Source organism: Marinococcus sp. LNHM5E3-2.1 (assembly GCF_056034365.1).
In genome coordinates, this window is record NZ_JBQLIB010000005.1 from 122541 (window position 1) to 135060 (window position 12520).

General features: G+C 46.5%; 10 protein-coding genes. 9 read left to right on the forward strand and 1 reads right to left on the reverse strand.

Annotated features, from left to right (window positions below):
* Positions 1-113 precede the first annotated feature (113 nt).
* From ACTRXH_RS08295 to argH, 5 genes are all read left to right on the forward strand, one after another.
* A complete protein-coding gene (locus tag ACTRXH_RS08295; RefSeq protein WP_474281629.1) occupies positions 114-1112 on the forward strand; it encodes a class I SAM-dependent methyltransferase in 999 nt (332 codons plus the stop codon).
* 29 nt (positions 1113-1141) lie between these two features.
* Positions 1142-2335 (forward strand): acetate/propionate family kinase, encoded by a 1194-nt coding sequence (locus tag ACTRXH_RS08300; protein ID WP_474261894.1) that lies wholly within the window; start codon positions 1142-1144, stop codon positions 2333-2335.
* A 121-nt stretch (positions 2336-2456) separates the two neighbouring features.
* Positions 2457-4829 (forward strand): Lon protease family protein, encoded by a 2373-nt coding sequence (locus ACTRXH_RS08305; protein ID WP_474281631.1) that lies wholly within the window; start codon positions 2457-2459, stop codon positions 4827-4829.
* Positions 4830-5172: 343 nt separating this feature from the next.
* Positions 5173-6378, forward strand: coding sequence for an argininosuccinate synthase (locus ACTRXH_RS08310; protein ID WP_322526553.1), 1206 nt, complete (start codon positions 5173-5175; stop codon positions 6376-6378).
* On the forward strand, positions 6375-7754 hold the full coding sequence (gene argH, locus ACTRXH_RS08315) for an argininosuccinate lyase (RefSeq protein ID WP_474281633.1): 1380 nt from the start codon (positions 6375-6377) through the stop codon (positions 7752-7754). Before ACTRXH_RS08310 ends, argH begins: the two co-directional genes overlap by 4 nt.
* Before the next feature lie 129 nt (positions 7755-7883).
* Here argH and ACTRXH_RS08320 read toward each other — a convergent pair whose 3' ends face one another.
* Entirely contained in the window at positions 7884-8324 is a 441-nt protein-coding gene (locus ACTRXH_RS08320) for a universal stress protein (RefSeq protein ID WP_091614868.1), read from the reverse strand.
* Between the two features lie 171 nt (positions 8325-8495).
* Between ACTRXH_RS08320 and ACTRXH_RS08325 the strand changes: the two genes are divergently transcribed.
* From ACTRXH_RS08325 to ACTRXH_RS08340, 4 genes are all read left to right on the forward strand, one after another.
* The gene (locus tag ACTRXH_RS08325; RefSeq protein WP_474261897.1) at positions 8496-9254 is read left to right on the forward strand and encodes an SDR family oxidoreductase; all 759 of its coding nucleotides are present in this window, start codon (positions 8496-8498) and stop codon (positions 9252-9254) included.
* Between the two features lie 77 nt (positions 9255-9331).
* A complete protein-coding gene (locus ACTRXH_RS08330) occupies positions 9332-10015 on the forward strand; it encodes a metal-dependent hydrolase (protein ID WP_474261898.1) in 684 nt (227 codons plus the stop codon).
* Positions 10016-10214: 199 nt separating this feature from the next.
* A complete protein-coding gene (locus ACTRXH_RS08335) occupies positions 10215-11525 on the forward strand; it encodes a DRTGG domain-containing protein (protein WP_474261899.1) in 1311 nt (436 codons plus the stop codon).
* A gap of 17 nt (positions 11526-11542) precedes the next feature.
* Positions 11543-12502, forward strand: a complete 960-nt coding sequence (locus ACTRXH_RS08340; RefSeq protein ID WP_474261900.1) for a DHH family phosphoesterase — start codon at positions 11543-11545, stop codon at positions 12500-12502.
* The last annotated feature ends 18 nt before the right edge of the window (positions 12503-12520 follow it).

Below are 12520 nucleotides of genomic sequence, written 5' to 3' on the forward strand. Positions count from 1 at the left end.
AGTAATCGGGTTTTTTCCGTTTTCATTACTTCTCTTTAAAGAGCACATCTGCTATACTGGCGTATTGTAAAGTGAGAGTGGTGAAGCATTACGCTGCAGAAGGAGGGCGTGTCATGGACGAAACGACACCGGTTGAACAGCTTTTTGAATTGCTGGATGACCTTACGAAAACGATACAGCAGGAACTGAGTATAACGTATTTGGAAGCGATAGCCGAAGCCGGGGAGGATATCTTTCAGGGGGCGGTGGTGCAGCGCATATCTGCAGAAGAAAAAGACCGTTTGGAGCAAAGCCTGGAAGAAAAGATGCCTGAAGCGATGGAGCAGGAGGATATTCGCAAAGCGTTTCAGCTCGCCCTGATTAAAGGAATGAAGCAGTCCGTGCAGCAGCATCACGCTATTACACCGGACGCTGTTGCTATTTTTATGGGTTATTTAGTAGACAAGCTGATGAATGGCCGTAATGAATTTGTTATTGCGGATCCGGCTGTAGGAACAGGTAATCTTTTATCAGCCGTATTAAACCAGCTGTCAGAAAAAAATATTGAGGCGTACGGTTCTGAGGTTGACGAAACGTTAATTAAAATTGCCTATACGCTGGCGAATCTGCAGGAGCATGCTGTTCAGCTGTTCCATCAGGACAGTATCGAACAATTCGGTGCGGCAGATCCGGATGTGGTCATGAGCGATCTTCCGGTCGGCTACTATCCGAAAAATCAAATTGCCGAATTGTACCAGCTCGGAAGCATGGACGGAAAATCCTATGTGCATCATCTGCTTGTGGAGGGCATGATGAACCGGCTGAAACCGGGTGGTTTTATGGTGCTTCTCATTCCAAACAACCTGTTTGAGGATGAAAAAGCAGCGGAGCTTCAGGCATATGTAAAAAGACATGCGCATACGCTCGGCCTTCTTCAGCTGCCGGAAACGATGTTTCAGGCCAAAGAAGCATCGAAAAGCATATGGATGCTCCAAAAGAAAAGTCCTGATGTAAAACAGCCGGGGCAGGCGCTATTGGCAGAGCTGCCATCATTCAGCCGCCAGGAAGCGCTCCAGGATATGATGAAGCGGATCAACGACTGGTTTGTGCAAGAAGGGTTTATCAATAAATAAAGAGAGTAATTATTAGGAGTGGAGAACGAATGTCTACCATTATTGCTATTAATGCGGGGAGCTCCTCGCTGAAATTTCAACTGCTGCAAATGCCTGAAGAAACAATTATCACTAAAGGGGTCGTGGAACGGATCGGTCTGGAGACTCCTTTTATTACCGTAGAAGTACAGGGAGAAAAGAAAACAGAATATCCTTCGCTGCAAAACCATGAAGAGGCTGTAAAAGCCCTGCTGGATTCGTTAACAAAGTACAATGTCATTACCGATGTTAATGACATTGAAGGAGTGGGCCACCGGGTAGTTCACGGCGGCGAAGCATTCTCTGATTCTGTATTGATTACAGACCAGGTACTCAGCGAACTGGAAAATGTAAGCGAGCTTGCTCCGCTTCATAACCCAGCTAACATTGTCGGCATTAAAGCGTTTCGTGATATTCTCCCGGATGTTCCATCTGTAGCCGTGTTTGACACAGCATTTCACCAGTCTATCCCAAAAGAAAAGTATTTATACGGTGTCCCTTATGAATACTACGAAAAGTACGGTGTGCGTAAATACGGCTTTCACGGAACCTCCCATAAATATGTCAGTCAGCGGATGACAGAGTTAATGGATCGGCCGGAGAATGACTTGAAAATCATCTCCTGCCATATCGGCAACGGTGCCAGCATCACGGCGGTGGATCACGGCGCTTCTGTCGATACGTCGATGGGCTTCACCCCGCTTGCAGGTGTAATGATGGGCACACGATCCGGCAACATTGATCCGGCCCTGATCCCTTATTTAATGGAAAAAACCGGTCAGACAGCTGCAGAAGTTATTGACACCTTAAATAAAAAGAGCGGCCTGCTTGGCGTAAGCGGAGCATCCAGTGATTTCCGCGATGTCGTTCAGCAGGCAGGGGAAGGTAATGAAAGAGCCCAGACAGCGCTTGATATATATTTGACGCGGATGCATAAATATATTGGTACCTATGCGGCCAGTATGAACGGCGTCGATGCAGTTATATTCACTGCCGGTGTAGGGGAAAACAGCGCCCTGGTCCGTGAAAAAGTAATGGAAGGCCTTGAATTTATGGGCATTCAAATTGATAAAGAGAAAAACGGCGAGGCTTCGGGAGAGGCGTTTATTCAGACAGATGACTCCCGTGTGGCTGTCGCAGTGGTTCCTACGGATGAAGAAGTAATGATTGCCCGGGACACTGTCCGGCTCGGCCAGATTCAATAAGTCAGACTCAACTCCTGTTTCGATGAAGCAGGAGTTTTTTACAGAATATATGATATTTCTGCATATATTCTCTGGATAATGGGAAAGAAGGAGTAACAGTACTTTGAAAGGGGACAGATTTATGCAAACAGCCGAAATGCGCTGCAAACTTCCTGTCTCAGCATTAGCGGAGCGCTGCGATCCGCGCATGTTTTCCTTTCACACAACGAAAGAATTAACAGATAGAACTCAGGGAATGATTGGACAAGAGCGTGCAGTGAAAGCTATGGAGATGGGTTTGGAGATTCAGGATGAAAATTATCATATGTTTTTAACCGGAGCAAGCGGGCTTGGGAAAACGACATATGCCCGAAGAAAAGCAAAGCAGGCAGCAGAAAAAAGGCAGGTGCCGGCTGACTGGATTTATACATATTCTTTTGAGGATCCCCGGCGGCCGAGGGTGGTGAGCATCCCCGCTGGAATGGCTGAGCCATTTGCTAAAGATATTAAAGAATTGATTGAGGACCTGCAGGAAGAGATTGCTGCGACACTTCGCAGTAAGTCCTTTGAGCGGAAAAAAGTATCTATGGCAGAAAAGCATGAAAAAGTGATTAATGAGCATTGGGAAAAGCTTGAAGAGGAAGCCGCGGCAAAGGGGTTTGCTCTTGAAAAAACAGAAGAAGACATCGTGGCGGTGCCTCTTAAAGAAGACGGTGACCCTCATAGTGACGAAAGCTATAATGAACTTTCAAAAGGCCGGCAGGATTACATCATGGAGGAGTCTCAGGCGATTACCAGACAGGTGAACGACTTTTTGAGACAACAGCAGGTGGCGAAGCGTATTTTAAGACGCCAGCTCAGGGAAGCCGACGAGCAGATGGTTCAAGCATCCATTCAGGGCTTTATATCGACTTTAAAAGATGAATATATCAATGAAGACTTACATAATTTTCTGTCGGACATGGAAAAGGACGTTATTCAGCACTGGCAGGAATTCCTCCCGGCAAAAGAAACCCAGGAAGGGCGTCCGGCCGCCTCGAACTTTTCGTTCCGCCGGTATGAAATTAATATTTTGGTAAATAACAGCGGTAATTCGGGGGCGCCTGTCATTTATGAGTCCCATCCGACATACGTCAACCTGTTTGGAAAGGTCGAAATTGGCCGTAATGGAGGTTCACCGGTGGACTTTTCCCACATCAGAGGCGGCGCTCTTCACCGGGCGAATGGCGGATTCTTAATCCTTCATGCCGCAGAACTGATGTCGCATCCATTTGCATGGAAAGCATTAAAAAGAGCCATGCGGCTGGGCTATATCCGGCTCGAGACGCCTTATGAGGACTCTGATATATTTGCCAGTACTTACCTTGAGCCCGAGCCCGTACCTTTTCAGGCGAAAGTGCTTCTTGTCGGTACGAATGCTTTATACCAGAAGCTGCAAAAAGAAGATGAAACCTTCCGCAAGCTTTTTAAAGTGAAGGTGGATTTTACTACCACCATGGAGCGGACAAAAGAAAATATATGGCAGTACGCGACTTTCCTGGCCTGCTTTTGTGATAACAAACGGCTGCGTCCTCTGACATCGGAAGCAGTCGCAAGGCTTGTTGATTACAGCACCAGGGAAGCAGGTCACCAGCGTAAGCTTTCCATTAAATTTCACGAAGTGACATCTCTATTGATTGAAGCGAATTATTGGGCGGCGCAGGAACAGTCAGCCATAATTGAACAAGAGCATGTGCACGCTGCCTTAAAAGAAACGAATTACCGTTCGGCTCAGCCGGAAGCAGCCATTCATGAAGCGATTGAAGACAAAACAATCAATATTGCAACGAACGGAGAAAAAATTGGCCAAATTAATGCGCTCGTGGTAGCCCACACAGGAGATTATTCATTTGGTTATCCGACCCGTGTCACGGCGCGTACATATGCCGGCAGCGGCGGTATCGTTAATATCGACAGGGAATCGCAGCTTACCGGAGCCTTTCATACGAAGGGCCTTCATACACTGACAAGCTATCTGCAGGCGGAATTTGCAAGTGACCGGCCTCTCCCGCTTGCGGCAAGCATCACCTTCGAACAATCCTATCATTTAGTGGACGGGGACAGCGCTTCAAGCACAGAACTGTACGCGCTCCTTTCTTCTCTGGCAGAGGTACCGCTCCGTCAGGACATTGCTGTAACCGGGGCAGTCAATCAGTTTGGTGATGTGCAGGCGATTGGAGAAGTGAACGAAAAAATTGAAGGCTTTTATTATGTATGTAAGAAACAGGGCCTCACAAAAACCCAGGGGGTAATTATACCGACGCAGAACATTAAGCATTTGATGCTTCGAAACGAAATCAGGCGGTCAGTGGAAGCAGGTGATTTCCACATCTGGGCGGTGGATACTGTAAAGGAAGGCATGGAAATACTTATGAGTGAACATGCCGGTGAGGTAGGAGAAAATGGATTTTACGCTTCTAATACTGTTTACGGTAATGTGCAGCAGCGGTTAATGGAAATGGCAGAAAAACATTAGGAATAAATGCAGCAGAGAGGCCCGTGCAGGCGTCTCTGCTTATTTGTGTATGCCTCCGCCTGCTTAGCAGAAACATTCAACACTGATTATGATTCGTGCATGCACATACACCGGAATGCATGATATTGGGCAGATAACGCATAAAATATCAAAAAAATAAATTTTTATACTAAAAAATTGTATTTTCCGGTTGCAAATTCTTTGCGGGCTTGTTAAAGTAATGAAAGAAGTTGAATACAGTAATCATAAACAAAGGCGCTGGTCCTTTTAATTTTTTCAAAACGATGTATAAAAATAATTAATCAAGTATGAATATTCAATTATAATCTGGAGGGAAATAAGAATGGCAGACAAAAAAGTAGTGCTCGCTTATTCAGGCGGGTTGGACACATCAGTAGCAATCAAGTGGTTGAGCAGTCAAGGGTACGAAGTGGTAGCAGTAGGACTTGACGTAGGTGAAGGAAAAGATCTGGAATTTGTAAAAAATAAAGCACTGGAAGTAGGGGCGGTACAGTCATATACGGTAGATGCAAAGAAAGAATTTGCCGAGGATTTCGTACTTCCGGCCCTTCAGGCACATACGATGTATGAACAAAAATATCCGCTCGTGTCCGCGTTGTCACGGCCGTTGATTTCAAAGAAGCTTGTGGAAATTGCTGAGCAGACAAATGCTGATGCCGTAGCGCATGGCTGCACGGGTAAAGGAAACGACCAGGTAAGATTTGAAGTAAGCATTCAGGCTCTTAATCCGGATCTCGAAGTACTCGCCCCGGTCCGGGAGTGGGGATGGTCGAGAGATGAAGAAATTGCTTATGCGAAAGAAAATGATGTTCCTGTTCCGGTAAACCTCGATAATCCATATTCTGTTGACCAGAACCTCTGGGGCAGAAGCAACGAATGCGGTGTTCTTGAAGACCCGTGGGCTACACCGCCGGAAGGCGCGTATGATCTGACGAACCCGCTCGAAAAAACACCGGACGAAGCAGATATCGTCGAAATTGAATTCAAGCAGGGCAAGCCGGTGGCACTTAACGGCCAGGCCTATGAACTGCAGGATTTGATTTTGGAGTTGAACGACGTTGCCGGTAAGCACGGTGTGGGCAGAATTGATCACGTGGAAAACAGAATGGTTGGAATTAAATCAAGAGAAATTTACGAGTGCCCGGCAGCTATGACGCTGATTCAGGCGCACAAAGAGCTTGAAGATCTGACGCTTTCCAAAGAAGTAGCACACTTTAAGCCGGTTATTGAGAAAAAATTGAGTGAAGTGATTTATGAAGGACTGTGGTTCTCCCAGGTACGGCCGGCTCTTGAAGCGTTTTTGAAAGAAACGCAGACTAATGTGACAGGTATTGTACGGGTGAAATTATTTAAAGGCCATGCTATCATTGAAGGAAGAAAATCAGACTACTCCTTGTACAATGAAAATCTGGCTACCTACTCAACACACGACGAATTTGATCATAATGCAGCTGTCGGATTCATTCAGCTGTGGGGTCTGCCTACCAAAGTACAAAGTGCAGTTAACAAGAAAGGTGTTAATGTATGACCAAACTGTGGGGCGGGCGCTTTACAAAACAAGCGGAAGAATGGGTGGATGCCTTCGGGGCATCCATTCCTTTTGACCAAAAACTGGTGGAAGAAGACATCCAGGGAAGTATTGCGCACGTACATATGCTGAAAAATCAGGAAATTATCACTGAAGAAGAAGCCTCCGAAATCCACCGCGGTTTGAAAGCGGTGCTTACCAAAGCAAAAAATGGAGAACTGGAGTATTCGGTGCAAAATGAAGATATTCACTTAAATATCGAGAAGTTTTTAATTGATGAAATCGGTCCGGTAGGGGGCAAGCTCCATACAGGACGGAGCCGGAACGACCAGGTGGCCACAGATGTTCATCTGTATGTGCGAAATCATACATACACCGTTATGAATTCCATCCGGGCTCTGCAGCAGGCACTGCTCCTGCAGGCAGAGGAGCATGTGGAGACCATTATTCCCGGCTACACTCATTTGCAGCGGGCCCAGCCTATATCCTTCGGCCATCACATGATGGCTTATTTCTGGATGCTTGAGCGGGACTACGGGCGCTTTGAGGACAGCTTAAAACGCACGAACATTTCTCCTCTTGGGGCGGGGGCCCTCGCCGGTACCACGTTCCCTATCGACCGCAGGCAGACTGCAGAAGAACTCGGCTTTGACGATATTTACCAGAACAGCCTGGACGCAGTAAGCGACAGAGATTTTGCCCTGGAATTTATGAGTGCGGCCTCTACGGTCATGATGCATTTATCAAGATTGGCCGAAGAAATGATTTTCTGGTCAAGCCAGGAATTCCAGTTTATTGAGCTCGATGATTCCTTTGCGACAGGAAGCAGTATTATGCCTCAGAAGAAAAATCCGGACATGGCAGAGCTTATTCGTGGGAAAACCGGGAGAGTATACGGTAACCTGATGGGTCTGTATACGCTTTTGAAGGGGCTGCCGCTTGCGTATAACAAAGATATGCAGGAGGACAAAGAAGGACTGTTTGATACCGTGCGGACGCTTGAAGGATCTCTGGACATTTTTGCGGGAATGGTGGAAACGATGGAAGTCCGTACGGAACAAATGGCGGAAACAACCAGCAAAGACTTTTCCAATGCGACAGAACTGGCGGATTATCTTGCTGTTAAAGGAGTTCCGTTCCGGGAAGCCCATGAGATTGTCGGCAAGTTAGTACTCGACTGCATTCAGAACAACAAGTATCTTATGGATCTTTCCATGCAGGAATTTAAAGAAGCTAATGAAGCATTTGAAGAAGACATTTATGATGTTTTAAAGCCAGAAACTGTCGTGAGCCGCAGAAACAGTGAAGGCGGCACCGGCTTTGAACAGGTGCGTGCTGCAATCGCACAGGGCAAAAAAATAATAAACCAAGCGTAATAAGCACTGCTTCTGCCCCGTCCAGAGTGACCCTCCGGACGGGGCTTTTTTGGGCGCGGAAGGGCCTGCCGCCTGCAACACCAATAGAAAGCCCCGCATCCTTAAGGATACGGGGGACTTTACCGGTTCTTATTTACGTACAATTAAGACGTCACATTTTGCGTGGCGGGCAATGGCTTCAGAAACGCTGCCGATAAACACCCGTTCAACAGCATTCAGGCCTGTAGCCCCGGTGATGATTAAATCTGCTTCATAGTTTTTGGCCAGCTCACGCGGGATCTTTGTTTTTGGAGAACCAAACTCCAACGAGGAGACGACGTCAGGGACTCCTGCATTTTTTGCTTCTGCTGTGTAGTTCTCGAGCAGTTCGTTGCCATATTCTTCTGCTCGTGCAATAATAGTACGGTCATACCGTTCCATTGTAGCGAATGTTCTTGTGTCAATAACATGAGAGATGATTAGTTTCGCCTGCTGCTCCTGTGCGATCTCAACAGATTTTTTGAACGCTGTTCTGGATTCATCTGAGCCGTCGACGGCAACAATAATAACTTCGTATCTACTCAATGCCATCCTCCCCTTCTGTCGTAGGATTTCTCTTTCCTATAGATATTTTTCCCTATTTTTTTAATTTAAAACGATTGTGTGTAGGTAAAAGGATGTGCCGGAGAAACAAGTGAAAAATGTTCAAATAATTTTCACTATTAAATGACTAATGGATGATATAAAGGCGGGTGAATAACGATGAGGCATGCGTTAATTACAGCAGGCACCAAAGGCCTCGGCCGAAAAGTTTCTGAAGCTTTAAAAGAAAAAGGATATACATTGACTATTACTTACCGAAAAAAAGACGAAGCCTATTACAGGATGAAAAAGCAGTGGGAAGAAGAAAGCAGCCGTGTTCAGTTTGTTCAGGGAGATATGGTGTCCAAGCAGGATGTTGAGCGGATGGTGGAGGAGGCTTATGCAGCCTTTGGCCGTCTCGATATTGTCGTGAATAACGCCGGCCCCTACATATTCGAGAAAAAAAAGCTGGCAGATTACTCTGATGAAGAATGGCACCGGATGATTGATGGTAATTTAAGCGCTGCCTTTCATTTGGCAAGAAAGGCAATACCGATTATGCGACATCAGCAGTTCGGCCGTTTCGTCACCTATGGTTTCCAAAACGCCCCAACAGCCCCGGGGTGGATTTATCGTTCAGCCTACGCTGCAGCGAAAAGCGGCCTGGTCTCGCTGACAAAATCAATATCAATTGAAGAAGCTTCTCATGGCATTACCGCAAATATGGTATGCCCGGGTGTAGTGACCGGGGATTTTAAGGAAGCAGATATTCATGAAGGCAGAGAGGTGACCGACGACTCCATTCCTGTAGGAAGGCCGGCAACCGGCGGTGATATTGCTAGAACTATTTTGTTTTTAACGGATGACGATGCAGATATGATTACAGGTTCTGTAATTGAAGTAACCGGCGGTGTGGATGTGCTTCATAAACGCAGGTAGATGGAAGGCAGTTTAAGTTAGCTCTGTAAAAGGTATAGTTACCCGGAAACAGTTTTTGATTGCGGAGGAGGATATACATGAAAGTATCTTATCATGGTCACTCAGTAGTAAAGATTGAGACGAACGGCAAAACGATCCTGATTGATCCATTTATTACAGACAACCCACAAACTGATTTAAATGCGGACGAAGTAAAAGCAGATGCTATTCTGCTGACTCACGGGCACTTTGATCATGTTGGCGACACCGTGGATATCGCTAAACGCAATAACGCGCTTGTTGTGGCACCGTTTGAGCTGGCGCAGTACCTTGGCTGGCAGGGCGTAGAAACACACCCAATGCACATTGGCGGCGGTTATACGTTTGATTTCGGTCACGTGCAGTTCACACAGGCGTTTCACGGTTCCGGCTACTTCCTTGAAGAAGAGCAAAAGATAATTTATACCGGTATGCCAGGAGGAATTATCTTCGAAGCAGATGGCAAAAAAGTATATCACATGGGTGATACCGGCTTGTTCTCTGATATTAAGCTCATCGCTGAAAGAAACAAGATTGACCTTTTGTTCGTTCCTATCGGTGATAACTTCACGATGGGGCCAAGGGATGCCAAAACCGCCGCGGAATGGGTGAACGCGGATTACACCGTTCCTGTTCACTATAATACGTTCCCTCCTATAGAACAGGATCCGCAGCAGTTTGTGGACTCGCTTTCACCGTTGAAGGGAAAGGCGCTGAAAGCAGGCGAATCCGTCGAGCTGTAACAATTAAAAAAACCGTTCAGTCATTAAAACAGACTGAGCGGTTTTTTTTAATGCAATTGCCGGCAGGCAGTTGAAGGGAGGGTTCTTGAACCGTATAATGTAATAGTACAGATGATATAACAGAAGTAATACAGTTAGAAATTTACGCAGACAGAACGCTCCCGGTAAATGCGTAAATAAAAAGGAAGGTACTGTGCCTATGGCGACCAAACATGAACAAATATTAAACTACATACTTGCCCTGGATGTAGGGGAAAAAATCTCGGTCCGTGGAATTGCAAAGAATTTAGAGGTAAGTGAAGGGACAGCTTACCGGGCGATCAAAGAAGCGGAAAACCAGGGGATTGTCAGTACGATCGAACGAGTCGGCACGATACGTATCGAAAAAAAGCAAAAAGAAAATTTTGAGCGCTTAACGTATGCTGAAGTAGTCAATATTATCGACGGTCAGGTGCTCGGGGGCAGGAACGGCCTGCATAAAACCCTGAACCGTTTCGTTATCGGGGCCATGAAGCTCGAAGCGATGATGCGCTACGTGGAGCCCGGGAATCTTCTGATTGTCGGTAACCGCTATCAGGTGCATAAGCTTGCGCTTGAAGCCGGAGCAGCTGTTTTAATCACCGGTGGATTTGACACAAATGAACATGTTATTTCTCTGGCAGATGAACTGGGGCTGCCGGTAATTACAACGACGTACGACACGTTTACAGTAGCCTCCATGATTAACCGGGCGATCTATGACCAGTTAATTAAAAAGGAAATTGTAGTAGTAAACGATATTTTAATTCCACTTCAGGACACCTATTTTATGACAGTGGATAACACTGTGGAAAAATGGCACGAAATGAACCAGAAAACAGGCCACAGCAGATACCCGGTGATCAGTGAAGACATGAAAATCCAGGGGATGGTGGCAGCGAAGGACGTCCTGGGGGCTTCTGTGCAGACCCCTATTGAAAAAGTAATGACGAAGTCTCCGATTACGGTGAGTGAACGAACGTCTGTAGCTTCGGTAGCCCACACGATGGTGTGGGAGGGAATCGAACTGCTCCCAGTGATGGACGATGCGAAAAAGCTGCTTGGAGTCATCAGCCGGCAGGACGTATTAAAAGCACTGCAGATGGTGCAGCGCCAGCCGCACGTTGGGGAAACCATCGAAGATACGGTGACAAGCCGTTTTCGGGAGGCCCATCCCGGGTCAGGCTTTATGTTTGAATGCGATGTTACCCCGCAGATGACTAATGCGCTTGGGACAGTGGCAAATGGAGTTATTATGTCTCTTGTTACAGAAACCGGCCGGCGCCTGCTGAGAGAATACAAAAAGGGTGACATGGTTGTAGAAAATGTAACACTTTACTTTATCCGCCCGGTACAGATTGAAAGTAAAATTGATTTGAACGGAAAAATTCTTGAAGTGGGAAGAAAACACGGAAAAGTGGATGTAGAACTGTACTACGAAGGTGCAATCGTCGGTAAGGCGATGATGATGGTACAGCTGCTCGACCGCTGATCAATGGAGGAAAGATAATGCAGATGTTTCAGGCAATCATACAAACGATAGAACAATACAGCAAAATCATGATTTACCGACACGAACGTCCGGATCCGGATGCTCTCGGTTCTCAGGCTGGATTGGCGGCATGGATTAGAAAACAGTTTCCAGACAAGCAGGTGGGTACTACAGGTGAAAATGAACCCTCTCTTTCGTTTTTAACGACGATGGATGAACATTCGTTTGAAGTGGACGCCGAAACCCTGGTTATCGTGTGTGACACTGCCAATATGGCAAGAATCGACGGTGCAGGCTGGGATCAGGGAGCGGCGGTTATAAAAATCGACCATCATCCAAACGAAGATCCATACGGCGAGCCGATGTGGGTAGATACGAAAAAAAGCTCCACTTGCGAAATGATTACCGAGCTGGTGCTGTATGCCCAAAAGTCTTACGGTTGGACAATCCCAAATGAAACTGCCCGCCTGTGCTATGCTGGGATTATCGGAGATACCGGACGTTTCCAGTTCAGTAACACCACGCCAAACACGATGCACATGGCAGCTGAACTGCTTGCATTTGATTTTGACCCGGGAGCAATCTATGCTGAAATGTATAAAAATCCCGAGAGTCTGGTGCGCCTGCGCGGAGAAGTGCTTCAAAACTTTACGCTTACCGAAGACGGAGCAGCCTACATGTACTTAACCCGGGAGCTGCTCGGAAAATACAATGTAACCATTAATGAATCTTCAGCGGTAATTAACTCATTTGCTGATACAGAAGGAGTCATTGCATGGGTATTTTTTGTAGAAGAAGAGCAGGGTTCATACCGTGTGCGTTTTCGTTCGCGCGGGCCGGTGATCAATCAGCTGGCTGTTAAATACCGTGGAGGCGGCCATACAATGGCTGCAGGAGCGCAAGCAGAGAACAGGAAAGAAACGGAAGATATTATACAGGAGCTTGAAAATATCTGCCGAAATTGGAAGCGGCGGTAAGAACTTTCATCACAGACC

Excerpts from the sequence above, each read along its gene's own strand:
- ACTRXH_RS08295 (WP_474281629.1), top strand. The coding sequence starts at position 114 with ATGGACGAAACGACACCGGTTGAACAGCTTTTTGAATTGCTGGATGAC.
- ACTRXH_RS08300 (WP_474261894.1), top strand. The coding sequence starts at position 1,142 with ATGTCTACCATTATTGCTATTAATGCGGGGAGCTCCTCGCTGAAATTT.
- ACTRXH_RS08305 (WP_474281631.1), top strand. The coding sequence starts at position 2,457 with ATGCAAACAGCCGAAATGCGCTGCAAACTTCCTGTCTCAGCATTAGCG.
- ACTRXH_RS08310 (WP_322526553.1), top strand. The coding sequence starts at position 5,173 with ATGGCAGACAAAAAAGTAGTGCTCGCTTATTCAGGCGGGTTGGACACA.
- argH (WP_474281633.1), top strand. The coding sequence starts at position 6,375 with ATGACCAAACTGTGGGGCGGGCGCTTTACAAAACAAGCGGAAGAATGG.
- ACTRXH_RS08320 (WP_091614868.1), bottom strand. The coding sequence starts at position 8,324 with ATGGCATTGAGTAGATACGAAGTTATTATTGTTGCCGTCGACGGCTCA.
- ACTRXH_RS08325 (WP_474261897.1), top strand. The coding sequence starts at position 8,496 with ATGAGGCATGCGTTAATTACAGCAGGCACCAAAGGCCTCGGCCGAAAA.
- ACTRXH_RS08330 (WP_474261898.1), top strand. The coding sequence starts at position 9,332 with ATGAAAGTATCTTATCATGGTCACTCAGTAGTAAAGATTGAGACGAAC.
- ACTRXH_RS08335 (WP_474261899.1), top strand. The coding sequence starts at position 10,215 with ATGGCGACCAAACATGAACAAATATTAAACTACATACTTGCCCTGGAT.
- ACTRXH_RS08340 (WP_474261900.1), top strand. The coding sequence starts at position 11,543 with ATGCAGATGTTTCAGGCAATCATACAAACGATAGAACAATACAGCAAA.